This window comes from Ruegeria sp. AH7 (assembly GCF_056541325.1).
The window spans coordinates 333603-354686 of record NZ_JBQFYF010000001.1; the positions used below are offsets into that span (position 1 = coordinate 333603).

Below are 21084 nucleotides of genomic sequence, written 5' to 3' on the forward strand. Positions count from 1 at the left end.
CCGGGCGTCAGTCGACATCCGGCATCGGAACGCCCCTCAGGCGGAAAAACAGGCTCGCCTCGTCATTGTTGCTGTAGAATGGCACCGACGCGGGCGGGCTGGGGTCAGCGACACGGGTTTCAATTTCGGCCAGCACGACCTCGGTGATGAAGGGCAGGTCCAGATCGCGGGCGCGGTTCAGTTTGACCCATTGCAGATGCGACAGCTCATCCGAGGCGCGGCTGAAATCATCCAGATCTCCTTGAATCTGATCTGCATCCACCAGGAAGAACCGCGCATCGAACCTGCGTGGTCGACCCGGCGGGGTGACCGCGCGAAACACAAACTGCAGTGCATTGGCCGATGGCAGGAAACCGGAGCGGGCAAAGCCGGACCAGTCTGCGGGTACGTCGCCTTGCCAGTTGCCGGGCTGACCCAATATCAGCCCGGTTTCCTCCCAAAGCTCGCGGATCGCTGCAGCGGCCAGTGCCGATTGTAAACCGGGGTCGGAATGCTCGGCCAGGCGATCATGGCAGAGGGTAGGCAAGGCATTTGCAAGCGTGATGTCGGCGTCTGCCGGATCAACCGCCCCACCTGGAAACACGAACTTGTTCGGCATGAAGACGGCATTCTTGCCGCGCTGCCCCATCAGGATCGACGGATCAGACAGCCTGTCGCGCAACACGATGACCGTTGCGGCGTCTCGTATCGCGGTCTTATCGATGCTCATGCGTGGTTGGTTCCGGTGGTAGGCGTCATCAAGCCTTTTCAAACCCGTTCATACGACGGGCCCATTGATAGGCCACGACGGCGCCTTTCAGCCGGGGCAGCAGGTACAAAGACAACGCCACACAAGCGATCGAGAGGCTGATCGCCATGGTCCAGGGATCCGGTCGCCAATGCACGTACGACACATGCAGAACAGGTGCCAGCAGGTGACCAACCAGAAGGATCGTCAGATAGGCCGGGCCGTCATCGGCGCGGTGATGAAACAGCTCCTGCCCGCAATTTGCGCAGTGATCATTCACCTTCAGATAGCTGTGCAGCAGCTTGCCTTCACCGCATTTGGGGCATTTGCAGCGAAATCCCTTGACCAGCGCGGGCCAAGTCTCGCGCTCATCTGCGGTTTCAGTCGATTTGTCGATTGTCTGGTCCATAGCAATACTCATGCGTTCGCCTTTCGCAGATATTGCGCCCGAATGGTGCGAGTTAAAAGGGGGGTGCGTCGCTTTGTGCCGATGTGATTTTTAGGGCCCGCGCAAAAAATATGCGATCCAGGCGACGGAAATGCCCGCGGGGTGCGTTTGAATAGTTATGAGCAGCGGTGATGAGGCCGCTTCAAAAAGGGGAAAGACCTATGAAGAACTCAATATTTATTTCGGGGATCATTCTTGCCGCGGTTGCAATCACAGGCACATCCGTTTTGGCAGCGGGTCCCAAAGATCGCCAGCCAGCTTCGTTCCAAGAACTGGACGCGAATGGGGATGGTCAGATCACCAAAGATGAAATGACGGCCCATCGCAACGCACGGTTTGCAACCGCTGATACCGATGGCGATGGTCAGCTGAGCGTGGATGAAATGCAGGCCGCAGCGCAGCAGAGATCCAGCGATCGTGTAACCAAGATGTTCGAAAAGCATGACGCAAACGGGGATGGTTTTCTGAGCGATGATGAGTTGCCGAAACCGCGCCGGGCTGACAAGATGTTTGACCGGATCGATGCCGATGACAGCGGCGGCATCTCGGAACAGGAATTTGCTGATGCAAAAGACAAAATGGGTCGACATAAAAAGCGTCAGAAGGCGGACGCCGACGATAGCTGATGCAGGATGGAGGATCTGACCTCCCACTCACAGACCGGTTGCGGTGGACCTTCTGCCGCAACCGAACTTGGCGACGATATGTTGCTAAGGCGCTTTGCCGATGGCGATGCGGGCGCGGCACGGATTTTAACCGACCGTCTGGGCCCGCGCTGCTATTCGGTGGCACTGCGTGTTTTGGGAAACCGGGCCGAGGCTGAAGATGTCACCCAGGACGCGATGATGCGTCTGTGGCAGATGGCACCCGATTGGGTTTCTGGTCAGGCCAAGGTTTCAACATGGCTCTATCGGGTGACGCTTAACCTGTGCACGGATCTACGGCGCAAGAAACGGCCAGAGCCGTTGTCAGATGTGCCGGAGCCCGAGGATGACAGCGCCGGTGTCGTCGATCAAATGCAGGACGCCGCGCGAAAAGACGCGCTGCAAGCGGCTCTAGACATGTTGCCGGATCGGCAGCGGCAAGCGGTTGTGCTGCGCCATATCGAGGAATTGTCCAACCCCGAGATTGCCGGGATCATGGAGATTTCGGTAGAAGCGGTTGAAAGTCTGACCGCGCGGGGAAAACGCAGTCTGGCCGCACTTCTGGCCGAACGACGGGATGAACTGGGGTACAAGAATGGCTGATAAGGATATGGAACTGGATCACCTGTTCGCCGAGGCCCGACAGCGCCGGGATGGGTTGCCGGATGATCTGGTTGTGCGGATACAGACGGACGCCGAAACGGTTCGGCTGGAACGTCTTTCAATGCTATCGAGGCCGACGCAAGGCCTCTGGTCTCGCGTCACGGATCAGCTTGGAGGCTGGCAGGGTTTGGGCGGCTTGGTCGCTGCAAGTGCTGCCGGGGTTTGGATCGGATTTTCAGCGCCTGCATTTCTGCCTGATCCGGCCAGCTTTGTTGGGGGGCAGGATGCGGCCTATCTGGTTTCGGATCTGGGATTTGACACAAGTTTTCTGGAGGCTGCGGAATGAGCGCGGAAACCAAACCGAACCGGCGTTGGATGCCGATTGTTCTGGTCATCTCGCTGGCCTTGAATCTGCTGGTCATTGGAATGGCCGCAGGGACTGCTTGGCGCCTGAAAGGAAGCGATCACGCCAAGGCGCCGCCGGGCTTCGGGCCTGCCTTGTATCGCGCGTTGCCGAAAGGCGAGCGCAATGCCATGTGGCGGGAATTGTCTGCGCTGCACAGAAAGGGGGCCAAGGAGCGGGCCGAGGATTTCGCCGCCATGTCGCAAGCTTTGCGGGCTGTTCCGTTTGACCCGGCTGCGGTTGAGGTTCTACTGCAGCAGCAGACCCGCTCGATGGTCGACATTCAGGACGAGCTGAAAACTCGCTGGCTGGCGCGCGTAACCGCGATGTCAGATGCCGAGCGACAGAAATACGCCGATCGCCTGCAAGAGGTGGTCGCACGTGGCCATAAGGGAAAAAAGGATAGAGACTGAGATTAGGCTGCGCTTTGCCTGATCCGGACTTGATTGCGCCCGGCTTTCTTTGCAGCATAAAGCGCTTTGTCCGCGGATTTCAGTAACCCGTTTACAGCTTCGCATTGTTCCTCTGCCGACAGGTCCGAAGGCAAGGCGTACTTCAGGCCAATGCTGATCGTAACAGAGACCGGGGTCTTATGATCAGACAAGTGAAAGGGCTGATCGCAGATACTGTCGCATACCGCTTCGGCAAGCTTCAGCGCGCGGGCGCGCGACATGTTTGCTGCGCCGATCATGAATTCCTCGCCGCCGATACGGGCGACAAAGCCTGCGTCTCCCAGCACGTGTTGCATACGTTCGGCAGCTTGTTTCAGCACCAGATCGCCGCTGGCATGCCCAAAACGGTCATTGATTGCTTTGAAATGGTCAAGATCGGCCAGCATCACGACAAACCCACGTCCGGACTTGGAAGACTGACGCGCCATTTGTGCCATTGCGTGCATTCCAAAGCGACGGTTGTGCAAGCCGGTCAGAGGATCGATCCATGAATCCGCGATGCCGCGTTTCAATGAAGCGCGCATCTTGTCGATACGGGTTTTTCGCGCCAGTTGATTGGCCAGTCGCAACTGGATCTCCTGCGCGCAGTAACCCCCGAGGCAAACGGCATCTGCTCCACGATCCAAGGCCTCGGATGCCATGGCAGCGTTCTTGTCGGTCAGAACCCCGATCAGAACCGTATGACGCGTTGCACCGCGTGACCTGAGATCAGCCAGGATGTTCAACCCCGATGGGCTGGTATCCAGTTCGATGATAATCGCGTCAGACGGGGGGGCGGACAAAAGCGTCTGCAAACTTGATTGCGTGTGCCAGCCAACGGAATGCGGTGACTTGTCTGCAAGGTCTTTAGACCAAGAAGCGCCGGTCCGGGGGGACAGGGACAGAATGTCAACTCGCGCTGGTTTGAAAGGTGCGAGGAAGGCGCTCGTTTCTTCTGCAAATCCAATGCTTTGGGTCCCGTGATTGACGCGCAGATCCTGGGTATCCGCGCGCGCGCGCAACAGGCTTCGAACGCGGGCCAGCAGCAACGTGTCCTTGAACGGATGGGTCATAACGTCATCAAGACCATCCTCTAGCGCGCGCAGGCGGGCGGCTTTGTCATTCTGCGGGGCAAGGGCAATCACCGGCACATCGCCCAAGTCGGGTTCGCTCAGGATCAGTTTCTTGACATCTGCCGCCGTCCCATCTGGCAGGGATTGCGCAGTCAGCACCAGATCAGGCCGGGTCCGCCGCAAGAGTGCCCCAAGTCCCTTAAGCCGTTCCCCCTGTACCACATGGTACCAGGCCGCTGTCAGCTGAACCTTCAGCATGATGCGGTTGGTTGATACCCCGTCGAGGACAAGGATGGTTCCTTGTACGGACATTGTTGCTCACCCATTGATTGCATGCGTCAACAAAGTGTTTATGAGTCTGGTTAACAAACCCTTTCCAAGATCGTTTTCAGGGCCTGTTCATGTCACTTTCCGCCGATTCCGCCGAAACTCTGGCCCTAACCGCCTTGGGGTGGCTGGTCGGAAATGAGGAGCTTTTGCCGGTCTTTTTAGGCTCAACCGGCGCCGCATCCGAGGATTTGCGCAGCAGTGCGGGCGATCCGGCCTTTCTGACGTCAGTGCTGGATTTTCTGCTCATGGATGATTCGTGGATCGTTGCGTTTTGTGACTCGCATTCAATTCCCTATGAGCATCCAGCCCAGGCGCGCGCCGCGCTTTCGGGTGGCGAAATCCACTGGACTTGATCCCATCCCTGCAGGAGCATCTGATGCCAATTGACGCTATTGTCTTCGACAAAGACGGTACTCTGTTCGATTTCGCCAACACTTGGGGCGCGTTTGGGCGATCCCTTGTGATGCGCCTGACAAACAATGATGAAACACGGGCGGCTGCGCTGGGCGATGTGATCGGCTACGATCTTGCACAGGATCGATATGTTGAGGATAGCATCGTGATTGCCTCAACTGTCGAAGAGATTGCGGAATTCATGCTGCCACATGTCGATGGCTTCACGCTGACTGGGCTCATCGACGTTATGAATGTCGAAGCCGCCGCTGCCACGCAATCCCCAGCCGTGCCGCTCAAACCATTTCTAGAAGGCCTTCGAAAATCTGGGCTCAAACTTGGGGTGGCCACAAATGACAGTGAACACCCAGCTATGCAGCATCTGACGTCGGTCGGAATTCAGGATCATTTTGACTTTATCGCGGGCTATGACAGCGGCCATGGCTATAAGCCGGGGCCAGGTCAGTTGTTGGCCTTTGCCACGCATGTCGGGATCGATCCGTCGCGCATCGCGATGGTGGGGGACAGCCTGCATGACTTACAGGCCGGGCGCGCCGCTGGTATGGTCACCATTGGTGTGCTTACCGGGGTTGCCAAGACCGAGGCGTTGGCCCCGATGGCGGATGTCGTCTTGCCGGATATCGGGCATATCCCGGCCTGGTTGGAAAGAAACTGACAACACCAATTAGAAATTCGGCACATCGGGACTAAAAACCGACAACTTCTGTCGCAGATAGAACGGCTGAGATGCGGTCTTCAAGGCTTGCTTAGAAACTAGCAAAGCAGGAGAGGACTATGGCCGATACCAATACACGCAGACGTCGTGGCGGCGGTCGCGCAGGTGCAGCGGCTCGTCGTGGTAGTGCTGTGATTGATCAGATGCCATGGAATCCGCCGGTTAATATCGACCGCCCGACCGAACCTTTGGGTCCAGAGGGAGTGGAAGCGATCCATGATGGCGCGATGCGCATCCTCGAAGAGATCGGGATCGAGTTCTACAATGATGAGGCCATCGGCATCCTGCGTGAAGCCGGGTGTACCATCGATGGTGACAATGTGCGCATGGGCTGCGATTTCGTCATGGAGATGATCGCCAAAGCCCCCAGTCAGTTCTCGATCACGCCCAGAAACCCGGACCATACGATTCAAATTGGTGGCAAGAACCTTCTGTTTGGAAATGTATCGTCCCCTCCGAACTACTGGGATATGGAGATCGGCAAGAAGGTTCCGGGCAATCGCGAGATGTGCCGAAACCTGCTGAAATTGACCCAGTATTTCAATTGTATTCACTTTGCCGGCGGGTATCCGGTTGAGCCGGTCGATCTGCATGCCAGCGTCCGACACCTGGACGTGCTCTATGACAAGCTGACGCTGACAGACAAGGCGATGCACGCCTATTCGCTGGGCAAAGAGCGGGTCGAAGACGTGATGGAGATGGTGCGGATCGCGGGTGGGTTGAGCCACGAGGAGTTCGAGGCGACTCCGCGGATGTACACCAACATCAACTCGACCTCACCGCTGAAGCATGACTATCCGATGATCGACGGGTGCTTGCGTCTGGCACGGCGTGGTCAGGCGATTGTTGTGACGCCGTTCACCTTGGCTGGTGCTATGGCGCCGGTGACAATGGCGGGCGCTGTAGCTCAGTCGCTGGCAGAAGCCCTGTGCGCAATTGCGCTGTTCCAATATGTGCGTCCGGGCACGCCCTGTGCCATTGGAACATTCACGTCAAATGTTGACATGAAAACAGGTGCGCCTGCCTTTGGTACGCCAGAGTACATCCGTTCAACCCAGATGACGGGGCAGATGGCCCGGTACTACGATCTGCCGATGCGGTCTTCGGGTGTTTGTGCCGCCAACGTCCCGGACGGGCAGTCGGTTTGGGAGACGTCGAATTCCCTCTGGGCAGCTGTGCAGTCGGGTACGAATATGGTTTATCACGCGGCAGGTTGGCTAGAAGGGGGGCTAATCGCCAGCCCCGAAAAATTCATAATGGATTGTGAGGTTCTACAGCAAATTCAACGCTATATGGACCCCCAACTTGTGGCCACGGGCCCGGATGAAATTGCGCTGGACGCCATTCGTTCTGTCGGAAATGATGGCCACTTCTTCGGTATTCAGCACACCCAGGACCGCTATACCACGGCGTTCTATCAACCCTTCCTGAGCGATTGGAAAAACTACGAAGGCTGGGAGGTTGCCGGAGGTATCTGGACGGCTGAGCGTGCGCATCACATGTTCAAAGAGATCATTACCAGCTTTGAACCCCCGGCTTTGGACGATGGCATCCGGGACGAACTGGCCGATTTTGTTACCCGTCGTAAGGCCGAAGGCGGGGCGCCGACTGATTTCTGACTTGAAAACTATCGCTTTGATACTCGGTTGCATTCTCCGCAAACAGCGGTGGATTTTGGGTAATTGTTAAGATTTATCCGACCAAAGTGAGATGGAACCAAATGGGGCATCTTATGCATGGTCTGATAAATCGGGCGATCCAGTCTTTTGTTTGCGCGACCTATGGTCAATCGTGCTGGCTGCGCGTGGCTGAGACTGCGCGACTGGGCTTTGTCGAATTCGAGGCCATGTTGACCTATGAGGACGATGTCCTGTTCCGGGTTCTGGAGGCGCTAAGCGCTGAACTTGGCCGCCCGCAGCCCGAAATACTCGAAGATGTTGGAACTTATCTGGTCTCGCATCCCAATATGGAAGGGCTGCGGCGCCTGTTGCGGTTTGGCGGTGTCAGCTATGTCGAATTCCTGCACTCGCTGGATGATCTGCCAGATCGCGTCCGCCTGGCAGTCTCAGACCTGACCCTGCCCGCGCTGGAATTGCGAGAGCTTTCGGTGACTGAATATCAACTGCTCTGCCATCCCGGTCTACCGGGCTATGCCAGCGTCATGGTTGGGGTACTGCGGGCGATGGCGGATGACTATGGCGCTTTGGTGATGCTGTCGGAGGATGGTCAACAGGACAGAGCTGAGGTCATATCCATCATGTTGGTCGAGACTGCTTTTGCCGAAGGACGTCACTTTGATTTGGGGGCGCGAAACGAATGACTAAGCCTCAGGATCTCGCACAGCTGCTCGAGACCCTTTGCCCGATGTTCATGCTGCTGGATGACAAAGGTCTTATCCAGAAGGTCGGACCGACATTGCAAAAGCTGCGACCAGATACGCCCCTGATCGGCAAAAGCTTTCTGGATGTGTTCCAGTTGATCCGACCACGGACCGTCACGACCATTCCGGCGCTGATGTCCATGGCCGGTGCAAAGCTGCATCTGAAGTTCCATGATGAGCCACGCACCGCTTTGAAGGGCCTGGTCGCCCCATTGCCGGATGGCGGCGGGGCAGTGATCAATCTGTCTTTCGGGATTTCAATTCTGGATGCGGTGCGGGATTATGCCCTGACTAGTGCCGATTTCTCGGGCACCGATCTGGCGATCGAACTGCTGTATCTGGTCGAGGCAAAATCTGCCGCGATGGAGGCGTCACGCTCGCTGAACCTGCGGCTGCAGGGGGCGATGCTTGCCGCTGAAGAGCAGGCGTACACCGACACATTGACTGGCCTGAAAAACCGCCGCGCGATGGATCACATGTTGGCGCAGCTCAGCGCGGCAAATGCGACATTTGCACTGATGCATTTGGATCTGGATTTCTTCAAATCCGTCAATGATCGCTTGGGGCATGCAGCCGGGGATTATGTGCTGCAGCAGGCCGCCCAGATCATGGTCGAGGAAACCCGGTCGAACGATATGGTGGCGCGAGTTGGGGGTGATGAGTTCGTCATCATCTTCAAGGGTCTGACCCAGGAAGAAATTCTGTCATCCATAGCCGATCGTCTGATCAAACGTCTTAACGAACCGATGATGTTCGAGCAACAACCCTGCCGTATATCCGCAAGCATCGGAACTGCGCTATCGACGCAGTTCGAGACGGTAAAGGCGGCTGACATACTGCATGCCGCCGATCTGGCCTTGTATCAGGCCAAACGAGAAGGGCGGTCACGTCATCGGTTGTATTCTAGCCTGTCACAGGCCCGCACCTGATCTGTGCTACGCTGCTGCAAAGACCGCTTCGAGCTTGCGGGCGATCTGGCGTTGAATGGGTGGAAGCTCTCCGACCACCGGCAGGGTTGCGCCTTGAAATCCTGCGCGATCCAGCTCCTGTGGGACATCTTCCAGCACATGGCCTCCGGTGCAGGCGAAAAAGGGCAGACAAAGAGACTGCGCACCGGCACCGCTTGCCGCATCTGCGATGGATGGGGGTTCTTCAACAAACCCGGCTTTCAGGGTCCTGAAAGGCAGCAGCCCGCCCAAATTTTCGGCGAACTCCAATGTCACAGCGGATGGATTGCGGCTGCGCCCAGATCCATGGGCGGCGATCACCAGATCTGTATCTTCGGTGACCCAGTCCTTTGACGTCAAAGCCTCGCGCAGGGCGGTGCACACCAAAGTTGGCAACTCAGGATCGACGCCAAGCGGGTCCAGAATCCGAAGCCCACGGTTGCCGACGCGTTTGGGCAAGGCACTGGTCACAAACCAGCCTTTGGCCATGAACAAAGGATAGATCACCGCATCAGATGGCAGTTCGTCCATCACCGCCTCAAGCCGGCCAGGGGCTGCCAAGGTGGCCGAATGCACCGAGACATCCTGGGTCAGAGCATCGACCTGAGCCGCAAATCGGGCAAGAGACGCCTCTGCCGGATCCGGGTCCGAGGGTTGACCATGGGCAACGATAATGGCCTGCGGCATATGTGGTTCCTTCTGTTTGCCCGTTAGGTGTCGCGCCGGACGTGTAAGTCAAGGCGGGGATTATCCCAAAAGGGTCAGCCAAAGCCAGACGGTTATGATGGACGCTGCAGTTCCGATCAGTACAGATGACGCGGCGACCCGCTTGGCCCGGCCATACATATTGGCAAAGATATAGGCATTAAAACCCGGCGCCATCGCTGCGTTTAACACGCCCGAGCGAAACAGGTCCTGTGGCAGGCCCGTGGACGCGCCAAAGATCCAAACCAGACTAGGATGCAGCATAAGGGAAATGCAACAAACGTAAGCAATCGTCCTTAAATCGCCCTCGGGTTTGTACTTAACCAGCACGCCCCCCAGCGCAAACAAGGCGCCGGGCAAGGCCGCACGGGTCACAAGGCCAAGGGCCTCATCGACCACCCGAGGTATGACAATACCCGACAGGTTCACGACAAACCCAAGCGCGATACCCAGAATCAGGGCATTCTTGAACATCGCAGACAAAACCGACCGCGCCATGCGTATGCCGCCATGACCGCGATTTCGAACAATCTCCATCACCGTGATGCCGACGCCGTAACAAAAGGGCGAGTGGAAGGCGATGATGGCGTAATTGCCAGTCAGATTGTCAGGCCCGTAGGCGCGTTCCGTGATGGGCAGGCCCAACAGGACCGAATTCGAGAACAGGCAGCAGAAGCCGATGGCAACGCAATCCTCCCAATCGCGCCCAAAGACCAGCCGCGCGCCGAACAGCCCTGCGGTAAAGCACAGGGCAGCGGCAGAGTAGAAGCTGATCAGCAGGCGCGGATCGAAACTGGCGCTGAGGTCCAGATGCGCAATGGCCAGAAATAGCAGGCAGGGGATGGCAAACCCCTGCGTAAACTTCATCAAACCGTCGACATGAATTTCTTTGAAATAGCCAGACCGTGTCGCTGCATAGCCTGCGCCGATGACCAGAAACACGGGTAGGATGACGTCGATCAGGCTTTGAAGCATATCGCCCCACGCTTTAGCGATATCTGGCTTGCGCGGGGCAGCGGCTTACAGCGCCTGTTCGATCACCATCCCGTCATAGGCGGGGGTGATATGGTCGGGTGTCTCGGCCTCGACCGTCGCATAATCCAGATCGATATGCATATTGGTCAGAACCGCGCGTTTCGGGCCAAGCCGCTCGATCCAACCCAGTGTCTTTTCGAGATGCGCATGGGTGGGGTGAGGTGACCGGCGCAGGGCGTCAATGATAAGGCAATCCAGCCCCTCCATCTTTGGCCATGCGTCGTTATAGATTTCCGCGACATCCGGTAGGTAGGCGAGGTTACCCATTCGAAAACCCAGCGAGTCGATCGAGCCGTGGTTCACCTTGAATGGCTCAAACGGGATCGGGCCGCCGGGACCGTCGACTTCGAAAGCGCCGTCAATGGATTTCAGATCCAGGATGGGTGGATAGGGTGAGCCTTCGGGCTGGATAAACGCATACCCAAACCGACCCAGCAGGGCGTTTTGCGTATCACCATCGGCCCAGACTGGAACGCGGGTTCGCATGTTGAAGACGATCATTCTCAGATCGTCGATCCCATGCATGTGATCCGCGTGCGAGTGGGTATAGACGACCCCGTCCAATCGCCCGGTTCCCGTGTCCAGCAACTGGCTGCGCATATCCGGTGTGGTGTCGATCAGCACCGATGTAGTGCCATCCGGCCCGTCCCGTTCCACCAGCAGAGAGCAGCGGCGGCGGATATTACGCGGGTTCGCGGGATCGCAATCACCCCATTGCCCGCCCAGGCGCGGCACGCCGCCCGAAGATCCGCAGCCCAGAATGGTGCAACGCAGTAAGTTCATGCAGCGGCCTTAAACTGGGTGACCTTGGAAAACAGGCGGTCGAAGTTCAACTGAGTTTGTGCGGCGAATGCGGCGTAATCCATGCCGAACACCTCGGCCCCTTTGCGGGCTGTATGCGCGGTATACGCGGGTTCGTTGCGCTTGCCGCGATAGGGTGGTGGGGCCAGATAGGGCGCGTCGGTTTCCACCAGAATGCGATCGACAGGGGCTGCAGCAAAGATGTCGCGCAGCTCTTGGCTTTTGGGGAAGGCAACGATGCCGGACATGGACAGGTAGAACCCCAAATCCAAAGCGGCGCGGGCCAGTTCGGCGGACGATGAAAAGCAGTGCATGACGCAGGAATAGGGCGCGTTGCGGTATTCCTCGGTCAGGATGCGGGCCATGTCGTCATCGGCGGCGCGGGCGTGGATGATCAGCGGCAGGCCCGTGCGCTGAGCAGCCTCGATATGGATGCGCAGCGATTGTTTCTGCACCTCGGCACTGTCGGCGGTGTAGTGGTAATCCAGTCCGGATTCACCGATGCCTACGAATTTTGGGTGCTGTGCAAGTGCGACCAGTTCGTCAACTGTCGCCATCGGCTCATCCGCCGCGCTCATCGGATGAGTGCCTGCGGCGTAGAAGACCGGAGCGTGGGCCTCGGCTATGGCGCGGACCATGGGTTCATTGCGCAGGCGGGTACAGATGGTGATCATTCGGGTTACGCCTGAATCTGTGGCGTTGGCGATGATCTGGTCCAGCTGCCCTTCGAAATCGGGGAAGTCCAGATGGCAATGGCTGTCGGTGATTTCGGGCGTATCGCTCATCTGCTCTGACCGGCGGTTTCCTGTATCTTGAACACCGTATCTAGAACCAAAGCGGCAGGGTCAAGGTTCACAGCCTGACCATGGCGTGCGCGGGCTGTGATTGTCGCGGCAACCTCGGCCCAGCGGCGGGCCTGATGAGGCGAGGCGGACAGGCGCGCAAGCGTTTCTGCCTCGTTTGGGGCGGCTTCAGGCGCGGGCGGCGCACCGGTTGCCCCGGTCAGGGCCAGGCGGGACAGGGCGATGTCAATCAGGGTCAATAACAGTTCGAACCGCTCGGCCGCGCCGCGCTGGGCCGCGGTTTCGGCCAGCTTCAAAGCGCGTTGGCGGTCCATGCGGGGCAGCGTGCCCAGAATAGCGATCAGTTCGGCATAGAGGTCCAATCCGCCCACATTGATCAGACGCACCGCATCGCCGACCGATCCGGCAGCCAAAGCGGCCAGATGATCGGGCTGCGTTGGCAATTCTGCCCCACTTTGCGCAAGTGCGGCCTGCATGTCCTCAGGTCCTAGAGTCGACAATCGCAGCGTCCGACAACGTGACCGGATCGTCGGCAACAGGCGCGAAGGTTGGTGCGAGATCAGCAGAAGCGTGGTTCGCGCGGGTGGCTCCTCAAGCATCTTCAACAGAGCATTTGCGGCGCTGACATTCATCTCATCAGCGGAGTCGACAATGACCACGCGCCGCCCGCCATCTGCCGAAGATAGACCGAAAAACTTGCCCAGTTTGCGGATGTCATCCACGACAATCTCACCACGTAACCGCCCTTGATCGTTCAGAGAACGTGTGATGGCCGCCAAACCGGGTTCCGCACCCGCCATGATGCGGTGCGAGACCGGGTGGCCCTGATCAATATCCAGTGTTTCAGGGGGTGGAGGTGCGCCGAATAACCCACCGTCCTCAGCCGGAGGCGTTGCCAGAAGAAACCGCGCAATCCGCCACGCCAACGTGGCCTTTCCAACGCCGCGCGGGCCGGTCAGAAGCCAACCGTGGTGCAACCGGTCTGAGGTGTAGGCAGTGAGAAACGCCTGTTCCGCCGCGTCTTGTCCGAAAAGGCGCGAGGTTTCACGCGGATGCGGCGCGCCGGGCGCCTGATCTGGGGTTGGGGTGTCGTCGCTCATCGTCTATCGCAAAGCTGCCTGGGCGATATCTCTCACATCCTGTGCAACGCTGTCCATGTCGCGATTGCCATCGACGACGCGGAACCGGTCGGAAAACTCGTCGGCCAAAGCCAGAAACCCGGCGCGCATCTGTTTTTGCAACGCAGGGCCGAAATCTTCAAACCGTTCCTCGGTGCCCTGGCGGCCTTTGGCGCGGGACAGGCCGATTTCCGGGTCCATATCGACCAACAAGGTCATATCAGGTTCGCGTCCGATCATGAGACTGTGCAACTGGTCGACAATGCCTCTCAGATCACCACGCGAGAGGCCCTGATACATGCGAGTGCTATCGGCAAAACGGTCGCAGATCACCACCTTGCCATCGGCCAGCGCTGGTTCGATGGTGCGTTCTAGGTGGTCGCGGCGGGCAGCAGTGAACAGCAGAATTTCGGTTTCAGCCGACCAACGATCCGGGTCGCCTTCCAGCACCAGCCTGCGGATTTCCTCAGCTCCGGGCGATCCCCCAGGTTCGCGCGTCAGAATAACCTGGTGGCCCGTCTCGCGCAGAAACTCGGCCAACATCCGGGCCTGTGTTGATTTGCCTGATCCATCAATGCCTTCAAAGGTCAGGAACACCCCGCGTTGCGTCACATCGACTCCAGCGGGTTATTGATCACGTCTTTCAGAACAATACCGCCCACGGTCATCATGCGCACCATGAACCCACCCAGAGGCACATCTTCGGCTGCGACCAGCGGGCGGCGAATTTCGGGCAGGCCTTCGGGTTTGATGACCAGTTCCGCCAGTTGATCGCCCTTGGCAACAGGGGCGTTGATCGGGCCGTCATAAACGACCTCTGCCTGCACATTCTGAGTGCCCAGAACCGGGAACAGAACGTTCAGATCGCCCTCGGGGACCAACCCCACGGTCTTCTTCTCACCCATCCACAGCTTGGCTTCGGCTATTGGCGTTTCTTCGGTGGCAACTGTCCTCTCGACAAAATTTCGAAACGACCAGTTAACCACGGCCTCGGCCTCCTCTGCCCGCTGAGCGGTACTGTCGAGACCGGTGAGGACAAAGATCACCCGGCGGTCGCCTTGTTTGGCCGATCCGACCAGGCCATATCCCGCTTCTTGCGTGTGGCCGGTTTTGAGCCCATCGGCCCCGATGTCCAGCCGCAGCAGAGGGTTCCGGTTGCGTTTGTTCGACGGTGCGCGCCCGTCGAATTCGAACTCTTCTTCCGAAAATAGCGGGTAGTATTCCGGGAAATCGCTGATCAACCGATCCGCAAGAACCGCCAGATCATGCACCGACATCATATGCCCTGCGGCGGGCCAGCCGTTTGAATTGGCAAAGTTGGAATTGTCCATGCCCATCTGTTTGCCGCGTTGGGTCATGTAACGGGCAAATCCCGCCTCGGTCCCATCGGGGCTCAGCGCTTCGGCGATCACCACGCAGGCATCGTTGCCCGACAGAACGATAATACCGCGCAACAGATCCTCGACCGTCACACGATCTTGCGTGTTCAGGAACATGGTCGAGCCGCCATAGCTCATCGCGTGTTCAGATACGGGCAGAGTTTCCTGCAAGGTCAAACGCCCATCGCGCAGCGCTTCGAACGCGACATAGAGCGTCATGAGCTTCGACATCGACGCGGGCGGCAGCGGTTGATCAGCGTCTTTCGACAGAAGTACAGTTCCGGTTGACTGATCGATCACATAGGCGGCACGCGCCGTGGTATCAAACGCGTGTGCGGGCAGGGCCAGGACAGCCATCCCTAGGGTAAATACGGATGTGCGAATTGCGGATAGCACGGGGCGCCTCCTGTTATCAGTTGGACACGGTGAATGCGTCGGTAAAGCCCAGGTCTTTGACATCGGTCTGAATCGCCTTGCGATCGGCGCGTGTTGTGGCAGGGCCGACCAGAACGCGCCAGACGGTTTTGTCTTCAGCCTCAAGCGCACGGACCTCGGCAGCCATACCATTCTTACGGATTTTTTCTGCGGCTGTGTTTGCATTGGCTTCAACACTAAACGTGCCGATCTGAACATAGGGCTTTGTCAAGTTCGATGCAGCAGGGGCGGCAGCTGCGGCCGCTGCCGGGGTGGCTTCGGCCGCGTCAATTGCGGCTGCTGCCCCTTCGATTGGGTCCAGCGGTGTGGCCGTTATCTCTTCGGGTTGCTTTTTCTGCCACCATTTGCGTTTGGCGGGCTTATCAGCCGGGGCTTCTACAGGGGCGTCTGAAAGGCCCGGTGCGGCGGCGCCAGCGGCTGAGGCGCTGTCTACCCCAGCTTCCGCAGCCTCTTCACTGGCCGAGCCAGCCGCCGCTGCAGCAGCGCCCGCTGCGCCCGCGGCAGCAGCCGGTTCTTTCTTTTGCCACCATTTGCGCTTGGCCGGCTTTTCCGGTGCAGCAGCCTCGGTTTCTGTTTCAGGCGCAGCGGCTGCAACTTCGGTTTCTTCTTTCGGAGCTTCGGCCTCGGGCGTCTGTTCCTCAGCTGGTGGTTCTTCTTTGGGTTCTTCTCGGCGCAGGGCTACAACGCTGACCCGCGTTGGCGCACCGGCCAGCATTCCCAGTTTTTCCGCCGCGGCGGAGGAGACCTGCAAGGCAGGCCCGGGCAAGTTCGCCTGACGCCGGAACAGCGCGCCAGTGACGCTTTTGTTGTTCGCGGTGTTCTTGATCAAAACGCGTTCTGGTTGGTTAACATCAGGATGCGCCACCCAGATGCCGCCCAGCGAAGGTCGCCCATCCCAAAGCCCAGCTTCGGTTACCGAAAACACATCCGGTGCCTCAATGTCGCGCTGCGAGCTGTTGGTGACCTGAGGTACGAGTTCGATTGTCGAATTGTCCGCGCTGTCGCTCTTGGGCTTCGTTGATCCGTCCTGAGATTGAAGAACTTCGTCACACCCGGACAAAACTGTCAAAGTCACAGCTAGTACAGCCAGTCCTCGCGGATTTGCGCGTGTCTGTGTCGCTCGCTTCATCTTTTGTTCCCTTGCCTGAAAGGGCTTCGTTTTTTTCCAGCCCCGCCGAATGACCGGTTCTGAGCGCCAGTCTGCTGCGATCTTAAGGCCAGATCATAACGTGGCTGAAGGGCCAAGGAAAGGCTGCTGCGCAGGCTTGAGCAAGTTTTCCCGATTTCGGCTTGCCTCTGATCTCAGTTGGGCTTAGACCGGGCCTCCGACGGGGAGGTGGCAGAGTGGTCGAATGCGGCGGTCTTGAAAACCGCTGAACGTGAGAGCGTTCCCAGGGTTCGAATCCCTGTCTCCCCGCCACTTGGCCTTTGCAATCCAATCACTCCAAGAACGGTTCTGGCAACTATTGCGACTTCAGGTCACGCGACCTGAGCCGAGAGTTGAAGCTGCGTGAACTCCGCATGGCCCTGAGTTTATCAGTTTGAGGGAAGCGTAAAATGAAGCGAGTTTTGCCTCCACCGGATACAACTGTGCTCGCTGTGTCGAAGCACCTTTCCCATCGTCGCACAATGACTGCAATGATAAGGACGTTCACTACATTCTAGGTAACTAGGATTCGCGATAGTCGGCACGGCGTCCGTTTGTTTTGGTGTGCTGACTAGCTCCAGGACTTAACGGATACGACAACTCTGCCGTCTGGGCCATCATCCAGTTCCACGCCAAGCGCCTCGCCGACATTCACCATCCCAAGTCCTGTTTTTGCCAGAGTGTTCAAGTGTAAAAAACAATCGCGGGGATCATCAAACACATTTACGAACCCGTATTGCTTTTTCTCGCAGAACCATTTGACCCGTGCGGGCAGGTAAGTTCTACCTTCCCGTTCGCTGGTTCCGTCAGGCAAAAAATCTGGCACCGGTTCAGCCTGCAGCTCAAGGATCTCGACGATTTGTGTACCCTTGGATGTGCGGCGCGCGAGCGCTTTGATTTCACATCCGGGTGCTATGGATGTTTGGCCAAACTCGTTGAGCGTGTTCTGATGGAGTAGTGCATCTTTGCCCGTCTCGTCGCAGGTGACAAATCCGTACCCGTGTTTGGCAGCAAACCATTTCAAAATACCTGAAAACTGGACCAGAGCGGGATCGCCAAGCGTCGAACCATCCATAACGAGCAAACCTTTGAACATCACTGTCTTGAGCTAAACCCTTCATAGTAAATATGGTATTTATTAGTCATGTTTTAGGAGACTTGTGGTAAACCACAGATTAACACCCGCAGCGTTCGCAGCTGTGTATCTACTAAGATCAATGGCGCCTCAGCCCGCCACCACCATCTGTCGTTGAACGCCTAAGCCTTCGACACCAAGTTCAAGAATGTCTCCGGGTTTCAGGTAGACGGGAGGGTTTTGCCCCATGCCAACACCGGGAGGTGTACCGGTTGAAATCACGTCACCCGGTTGCAGCGACATGAACTGAGACAGGTGAGATACCACAGCAGCCACGCCAAAATGCATCGTTCGGGTTGAACCATCCTGATATCGGTGGCCGTTCACCTCGAGATAGATGGATAGGTTTTGTGGGTCCGGAACCTCATCCCGGGTGACCAGCCACGGGCCAATGGGGCCAAAGGTGTCGGCTGATTTGCCTTTGGTCCATTGGCCCGAGCGGTGTAGCTGAAAATCACGTTCGGACACGTCGTTGACCACGCAATATCCGGCGACATAGTCTAATGCATCAGCCTCCGAGACATACTTGGCTTCTTTGCCGATGACGACGCCCAATTCGACTTCCCAATCGGTTTTGGTCGACCCGCGTGGGATCTCGACCGAGTCATTGGGCCCCGTGATGGCCGAGGTTGCTTTGAAAAAGATCACCGGTTCGGCGGGCAAATCCATCCCGCTTTCCACCGCGTGATCGGCATAGTTCAGGCCGATGCAGATGAATTTTCCAACCTGGTCGACGCAAGCCCCAATGCGCGGATTGCCGGTAACAACGGGCAGAGTTGATACGTCAAGCGCGCGCAGCCGGTCGAGGGAAGCTTTGTCCAGCATCTCACCCGTGATATCATCGACCATGGCAGATAGGTCCCGAATGGCACCGTCGTCATCTAGAATCCCCGGTTTTTCTGCGCCCGTTGGGCCGTAGCGAAGCAATTTCATAGTTTGCGGATATCCTGATTGGTAGTGGCGTCGAGCGTTGGCTTTCGAAGCCTGCAGCCTGTGGGGCTTTGGGTCAACCGCTCTGTACGCTTTGAAGCCTCACAAGCTTAAGGGTGAGATTCCCCCCGCAAAAGCCGCAAGAATGGGCGCGGCCAGCGCGATGCCCGCACGCATGAAATCGCCGGGCCCATCTGACAGACCGTGTGTGGATCGCCAGTCATCGACATCGAAGTCATCCTCTGTGTCGTCTGACTGCCGGGCCGAAATGGCCAATTGTGTCACCCGACCATCCAAGATCAGTGCCACCGGCAGATAGAAGCTGAGCATCAGCAGACAGAAATAGGTTCCGGTGAACAAAGCTGATGCTGTGACCAAAGAGCTGAATGCGGCCTTTTCGGCCTCTGCAATGACGGGTAAGGGCCAGTACATCCAACTTGACGCAAAGAACATCCCAAAGGTCAGGATCAGACTGGACAGATACAGCTGTTGCTTCATTTGGCGGATGCTGCGGGCCAGGCTGGCGGCCGTATCTTCGAGATCGTCACCGCCGCCAAATGACAGGCACAAGATCATCCCAGCAATCAGCGCGCCTATGGCCAGACCGGCCAGTGCGGTGACAATATCCATCACCCGCCGAAAAAGCGAGAAGACGGGGATATCTCCACAGGTGCCCAGGGCCCAAAGATCATCAGGGCCATCGCAGCCCGGCAACGTGCCTTTGGACAGGGCCATCTCAAATAACTCTTTGCCGACTTGCCCATAAATCTGCGGTGGCGTGCCGGTCATATGCTGCTGAATGACCGGGATCATCGCAAGGCAGAAAACCGTGATAACCGTCAGAATTGCGGCCAGTCTGGTAGCACGCTCCATCGGTCTCCTGAGGTTGCGTACCAATACCGCGACCGGAAGAATAGCCAGCGCGACAAAGAACCATGACGCGGCAAGGAACCGGTACCGGCCAACGGTTTCCAACCAATCCTGATCTGCGATCAGAATGCCAACAGACAGGTCCAGGTCTTTTGGCAGCATGTGAGTCTGGACAAACTCATGGACCAGAAACACGCAAATCGGCAGCGCGACGATCGAAAAGTAATGCAGTTCTACGCGACGTTCGGACACGAGGGCGCCCCTTTGCGAGAAAATTCCATAAAAAACTTAGCATAGCATGGAATGAGGCTGGTTTCACGGGGTGGATGGATGCTGACCTCTGAATGCCCGCATCCGAGTTGCCCGGCCAAACTGCGCTGGATGGCGGTTTTTAGCCAACAGAGACGTGGGATGTGATAAGATCAGGCGCAAGAGATGTTTTGGTGGGGCCATGATTAACCCAGTTCAGAACTATCACTACAACCAACAGCGCCGCGCCGGACCCCGGCCTTTGTTATGCTACAGCCCGTCGACCAGCCTGTATTTTGGGACCGAAGGCAAGGTTTCAAGCTGTTGCTATAATCGTGAACCGCTGGGCCGATATCCGGATCAATCCATCCGCGAAATCTGGCAAGGGCGTCCAAGGCAAACTCTGTGCCAGCGCGTGGCGCAGGGTGATCTGGGCGGCGGGTGCAATGGCTGCGGGTCGCAGATTGAAACCGGGAACTATGGCGCTGTCGTCGCACAGCATTTTGATCGCTGGAGCATTGATCCCGATCACCCGACCTCGTTTTCATTCGAGCTCCACAATGCGTGCAATCTGGAATGCATCATGTGCAACGGGGAACTGTCTTCGCGTATCCGGCGCTACCGCGAGCTGCGCCCGGCGATGCCGCAGGCCTATGGGGGAGAATTTGTTGAGGAATTAGAAGATTTTATTCCGCATCTTGAAGGCACAACCTTCTATGGGGGCGAGCCCTTTGTGATGCGGCTTTATTATCAAATCTGGGAGAGGTTGATCGCCCTGAACCCAGAGTGCGAGATTACCATTCAGACCAACGCAAGCCTGCTGCCGGATCAGGCCCTGTCTGTGCTTGAGCGGGGCAATGTACATATCGGCATATCGCTCGACTCTGTCCGGCGTGAAACCTATTGCTCGATCCGCCGCAACGCGGATTTTGATGAAGTGATTAAGAACACCCGCTGGCTGGCCGGGTATTCGCGGCACCATGACCGCCCGTTCGGCATTTCGGCTTGCATCATGACGGTGAACTGGCAGGAACTGGCAGAGCTGATGGCTTTTGCCGACGATCTGGGGGCGGTATTATACTTCAATACGGTCTGGGAGCCGGAACACTTGTCGCTGGCCTATGCTGCACCCACTATGATTCATCAGGTAATCGACCTGTATGGCAGGCTTGCCGTTGAACGGGGCTTGCACGGACCAATGAATGCGGCGGGTGCTGTGACATCGACCAATTTGGCGGGGTATATCGCCTTGCTGGGCACTTGGTATCAGGCCGCAATTCGCCGGGAAAGCGAAGCGAAATTGGCGAAATTCAAGAGTTTGGTGTAAGCTGTCCGCAACAGTGACCGAAGCGAAACCGCAGC

General features: G+C 57.6%; 24 protein-coding genes and 1 tRNA gene. 11 read left to right on the forward strand and 14 right to left on the reverse strand.

Annotation, left to right across the window (positions count from 1 at the left end):
* Positions 1–7: 7 nt before the first annotated feature.
* Positions 8–709 (reverse strand): NUDIX hydrolase, encoded by a 702-nt coding sequence (locus tag ACR0JX_RS01695; protein ID WP_480540852.1) that lies wholly within the window; start codon positions 707–709, stop codon positions 8–10.
* 28 nt (positions 710–737) lie between these two features.
* A complete protein-coding gene (locus ACR0JX_RS01700; protein ID WP_480498836.1) occupies positions 738–1136 on the reverse strand; it encodes a DUF983 domain-containing protein in 399 nt (132 codons plus the stop codon).
* 200 nt (positions 1137–1336) lie between these two features.
* Between ACR0JX_RS01700 and ACR0JX_RS01705 the strand changes: the two genes are divergently transcribed.
* From ACR0JX_RS01705 to ACR0JX_RS01720, 4 genes are read left to right on the forward strand one after another with little or no spacing between them, the layout of a single operon-like run.
* Positions 1337–1801 (forward strand): EF-hand domain-containing protein, encoded by a 465-nt coding sequence (locus ACR0JX_RS01705; RefSeq protein ID WP_480540854.1) that lies wholly within the window; start codon positions 1337–1339, stop codon positions 1799–1801.
* A 6-nt stretch (positions 1802–1807) separates the two neighbouring features.
* The gene (locus tag ACR0JX_RS01710) at positions 1808–2422 is read left to right on the forward strand and encodes an RNA polymerase sigma factor (RefSeq protein ID WP_480540856.1); all 615 of its coding nucleotides are present in this window, start codon (positions 1808–1810) and stop codon (positions 2420–2422) included.
* A complete protein-coding gene (locus tag ACR0JX_RS01715) occupies positions 2415–2768 on the forward strand; it encodes a hypothetical protein (RefSeq protein WP_480540858.1) in 354 nt (117 codons plus the stop codon). Before ACR0JX_RS01710 ends, ACR0JX_RS01715 begins: the two co-directional genes overlap by 8 nt.
* On the forward strand, positions 2765–3238 hold the full coding sequence (locus ACR0JX_RS01720; protein WP_480540860.1) for a periplasmic heavy metal sensor: 474 nt from the start codon (positions 2765–2767) through the stop codon (positions 3236–3238). Before ACR0JX_RS01715 ends, ACR0JX_RS01720 begins: the two co-directional genes overlap by 4 nt.
* A 2-nt stretch (positions 3239–3240) precedes the next feature.
* Here ACR0JX_RS01720 and ACR0JX_RS01725 read toward each other — a convergent pair whose 3' ends face one another.
* On the reverse strand, positions 3241–4641 hold the full coding sequence (locus ACR0JX_RS01725; RefSeq protein ID WP_480540862.1) for a diguanylate cyclase: 1401 nt from the start codon (positions 4639–4641) through the stop codon (positions 3241–3243).
* Between the two features lie 89 nt (positions 4642–4730).
* Between ACR0JX_RS01725 and ACR0JX_RS01730 the strand changes: the two genes are divergently transcribed.
* The 5 genes from ACR0JX_RS01730 (at position 4731) to ACR0JX_RS01750 (ending at position 9097) form a co-directional block, all read left to right on the forward strand.
* A complete protein-coding gene (locus tag ACR0JX_RS01730; protein WP_480540864.1) occupies positions 4731–5012 on the forward strand; it encodes a DUF3572 domain-containing protein in 282 nt (93 codons plus the stop codon).
* 23 nt (positions 5013–5035) lie between these two features.
* The gene (locus tag ACR0JX_RS01735) at positions 5036–5728 is read left to right on the forward strand and encodes an HAD family hydrolase (protein ID WP_480540866.1); all 693 of its coding nucleotides are present in this window, start codon (positions 5036–5038) and stop codon (positions 5726–5728) included.
* Positions 5729–5847: 119 nt separating this feature from the next.
* The gene (locus ACR0JX_RS01740) at positions 5848–7407 is read left to right on the forward strand and encodes a trimethylamine methyltransferase family protein (protein ID WP_480540868.1); all 1560 of its coding nucleotides are present in this window, start codon (positions 5848–5850) and stop codon (positions 7405–7407) included.
* Between the two features lie 113 nt (positions 7408–7520).
* Positions 7521–8108 (forward strand): heme NO-binding domain-containing protein, encoded by a 588-nt coding sequence (locus tag ACR0JX_RS01745; RefSeq protein ID WP_480540870.1) that lies wholly within the window; start codon positions 7521–7523, stop codon positions 8106–8108.
* A complete protein-coding gene (locus ACR0JX_RS01750; protein WP_170532363.1) occupies positions 8105–9097 on the forward strand; it encodes a GGDEF domain-containing protein in 993 nt (330 codons plus the stop codon). The genes ACR0JX_RS01745 and ACR0JX_RS01750 overlap by 4 nt, the downstream gene beginning before the upstream one ends.
* A 6-nt stretch (positions 9098–9103) precedes the next feature.
* Here the strand turns inward: ACR0JX_RS01750 and ACR0JX_RS01755 are convergent, their stop codons facing one another.
* Genes ACR0JX_RS01755 through ACR0JX_RS01790 form a run of 8 tightly spaced genes read right to left on the reverse strand, consistent with a single transcriptional unit; the run spans position 9104 to position 16520 of the window.
* Positions 9104–9802: a CbiX/SirB N-terminal domain-containing protein gene (locus ACR0JX_RS01755; protein WP_480540872.1), complete on the reverse strand. Its 699-nt coding sequence runs from the start codon at positions 9800–9802 to the stop codon at positions 9104–9106.
* 60 nt (positions 9803–9862) lie between these two features.
* A complete protein-coding gene (locus ACR0JX_RS01760; protein ID WP_480540874.1) occupies positions 9863–10795 on the reverse strand; it encodes an AEC family transporter in 933 nt (310 codons plus the stop codon).
* A 45-nt stretch (positions 10796–10840) separates the two neighbouring features.
* A complete protein-coding gene (locus tag ACR0JX_RS01765) occupies positions 10841–11638 on the reverse strand; it encodes an MBL fold metallo-hydrolase (RefSeq protein WP_480540876.1) in 798 nt (265 codons plus the stop codon).
* The gene (locus ACR0JX_RS01770; protein WP_480540878.1) at positions 11635–12441 is read right to left on the reverse strand and encodes a TatD family hydrolase; all 807 of its coding nucleotides are present in this window, start codon (positions 12439–12441) and stop codon (positions 11635–11637) included. The genes ACR0JX_RS01765 and ACR0JX_RS01770 overlap by 4 nt, the downstream gene beginning before the upstream one ends.
* Entirely contained in the window at positions 12438–13559 is a 1122-nt protein-coding gene (locus ACR0JX_RS01775; protein ID WP_480540880.1) for a DNA polymerase III subunit delta', read from the reverse strand. The genes ACR0JX_RS01770 and ACR0JX_RS01775 overlap by 4 nt, the downstream gene beginning before the upstream one ends.
* Positions 13560–13562: 3 nt before the next feature.
* Positions 13563–14189, reverse strand: a complete 627-nt coding sequence (tmk, locus tag ACR0JX_RS01780; protein ID WP_480540882.1) for a dTMP kinase — start codon at positions 14187–14189, stop codon at positions 13563–13565.
* Positions 14186–15313: a D-alanyl-D-alanine carboxypeptidase family protein gene (locus ACR0JX_RS01785; RefSeq protein ID WP_480541739.1), complete on the reverse strand. Its 1128-nt coding sequence runs from the start codon at positions 15311–15313 to the stop codon at positions 14186–14188. Before ACR0JX_RS01785 ends, tmk begins: the two co-directional genes overlap by 4 nt.
* Before the next feature lie 55 nt (positions 15314–15368).
* The gene (locus tag ACR0JX_RS01790; RefSeq protein ID WP_480540884.1) at positions 15369–16520 is read right to left on the reverse strand and encodes an SPOR domain-containing protein; all 1152 of its coding nucleotides are present in this window, start codon (positions 16518–16520) and stop codon (positions 15369–15371) included.
* Positions 16521–16721: 201 nt separating this feature from the next.
* Here ACR0JX_RS01790 and ACR0JX_RS01795 point away from each other — a divergent pair.
* Positions 16722–16811, forward strand: a tRNA-Ser gene (locus ACR0JX_RS01795).
* A 298-nt stretch (positions 16812–17109) separates the two neighbouring features.
* On the opposite strand, the gene ACR0JX_RS01800 is transcribed toward ACR0JX_RS01795, so the two are convergent.
* From ACR0JX_RS01800 to ACR0JX_RS01810, 3 genes are all read right to left on the reverse strand, one after another.
* Positions 17110–17613, reverse strand: coding sequence for a cold shock domain-containing protein (locus tag ACR0JX_RS01800; RefSeq protein ID WP_480540886.1), 504 nt, complete (start codon positions 17611–17613; stop codon positions 17110–17112).
* Between the two features lie 150 nt (positions 17614–17763).
* Positions 17764–18606: an ureidoglycolate lyase gene (locus ACR0JX_RS01805; protein WP_480540888.1), complete on the reverse strand. Its 843-nt coding sequence runs from the start codon at positions 18604–18606 to the stop codon at positions 17764–17766.
* A 99-nt stretch (positions 18607–18705) separates the two neighbouring features.
* Complete coding sequence (locus tag ACR0JX_RS01810; protein WP_480540889.1) at positions 18706–19725, reverse strand: hypothetical protein; 1020 nt, start codon at positions 19723–19725, stop codon at positions 18706–18708.
* 199 nt (positions 19726–19924) lie between these two features.
* Between ACR0JX_RS01810 and ACR0JX_RS01815 the strand changes: the two genes are divergently transcribed.
* The gene (locus ACR0JX_RS01815; protein ID WP_480540891.1) at positions 19925–21049 is read left to right on the forward strand and encodes a radical SAM protein; all 1125 of its coding nucleotides are present in this window, start codon (positions 19925–19927) and stop codon (positions 21047–21049) included.
* Positions 21050–21084 lie beyond the last annotated feature (35 nt).

Coding starts and splice junctions, on each gene's coding strand:
- ACR0JX_RS01695 (WP_480540852.1), bottom strand. CDS start 709: ATGAGCATCGATAAGACCGCGATACGAGACGCCGCAACGGTCATCGTG.
- ACR0JX_RS01700 (WP_480498836.1), bottom strand. CDS start 1,136: ATGGACCAGACAATCGACAAATCGACTGAAACCGCAGATGAGCGCGAG.
- ACR0JX_RS01705 (WP_480540854.1), top strand. CDS start 1,337: ATGAAGAACTCAATATTTATTTCGGGGATCATTCTTGCCGCGGTTGCA.
- ACR0JX_RS01710 (WP_480540856.1), top strand. CDS start 1,808: ATGGAGGATCTGACCTCCCACTCACAGACCGGTTGCGGTGGACCTTCT.
- ACR0JX_RS01715 (WP_480540858.1), top strand. CDS start 2,415: ATGGCTGATAAGGATATGGAACTGGATCACCTGTTCGCCGAGGCCCGA.
- ACR0JX_RS01720 (WP_480540860.1), top strand. CDS start 2,765: ATGAGCGCGGAAACCAAACCGAACCGGCGTTGGATGCCGATTGTTCTG.
- ACR0JX_RS01725 (WP_480540862.1), bottom strand. CDS start 4,641: ATGTCCGTACAAGGAACCATCCTTGTCCTCGACGGGGTATCAACCAAC.
- ACR0JX_RS01730 (WP_480540864.1), top strand. CDS start 4,731: ATGTCACTTTCCGCCGATTCCGCCGAAACTCTGGCCCTAACCGCCTTG.
- ACR0JX_RS01735 (WP_480540866.1), top strand. CDS start 5,036: ATGCCAATTGACGCTATTGTCTTCGACAAAGACGGTACTCTGTTCGAT.
- ACR0JX_RS01740 (WP_480540868.1), top strand. CDS start 5,848: ATGGCCGATACCAATACACGCAGACGTCGTGGCGGCGGTCGCGCAGGT.
- ACR0JX_RS01745 (WP_480540870.1), top strand. CDS start 7,521: ATGCATGGTCTGATAAATCGGGCGATCCAGTCTTTTGTTTGCGCGACC.
- ACR0JX_RS01750 (WP_170532363.1), top strand. CDS start 8,105: ATGACTAAGCCTCAGGATCTCGCACAGCTGCTCGAGACCCTTTGCCCG.
- ACR0JX_RS01755 (WP_480540872.1), bottom strand. CDS start 9,802: ATGCCGCAGGCCATTATCGTTGCCCATGGTCAACCCTCGGACCCGGAT.
- ACR0JX_RS01760 (WP_480540874.1), bottom strand. CDS start 10,795: ATGCTTCAAAGCCTGATCGACGTCATCCTACCCGTGTTTCTGGTCATC.
- ACR0JX_RS01765 (WP_480540876.1), bottom strand. CDS start 11,638: ATGAACTTACTGCGTTGCACCATTCTGGGCTGCGGATCTTCGGGCGGC.
- ACR0JX_RS01770 (WP_480540878.1), bottom strand. CDS start 12,441: ATGAGCGATACGCCCGAAATCACCGACAGCCATTGCCATCTGGACTTC.
- ACR0JX_RS01775 (WP_480540880.1), bottom strand. CDS start 13,559: ATGAGCGACGACACCCCAACCCCAGATCAGGCGCCCGGCGCGCCGCAT.
- ACR0JX_RS01785 (WP_480541739.1), bottom strand. CDS start 15,313: ATGGCTGTCCTGGCCCTGCCCGCACACGCGTTTGATACCACGGCGCGT.
- ACR0JX_RS01790 (WP_480540884.1), bottom strand. CDS start 16,520: ATGAAGCGAGCGACACAGACACGCGCAAATCCGCGAGGACTGGCTGTA.
- ACR0JX_RS01800 (WP_480540886.1), bottom strand. CDS start 17,613: ATGGATGGTTCGACGCTTGGCGATCCCGCTCTGGTCCAGTTTTCAGGT.
- ACR0JX_RS01805 (WP_480540888.1), bottom strand. CDS start 18,606: ATGAAATTGCTTCGCTACGGCCCAACGGGCGCAGAAAAACCGGGGATT.
- ACR0JX_RS01815 (WP_480540891.1), top strand. CDS start 19,925: ATGATTAACCCAGTTCAGAACTATCACTACAACCAACAGCGCCGCGCC.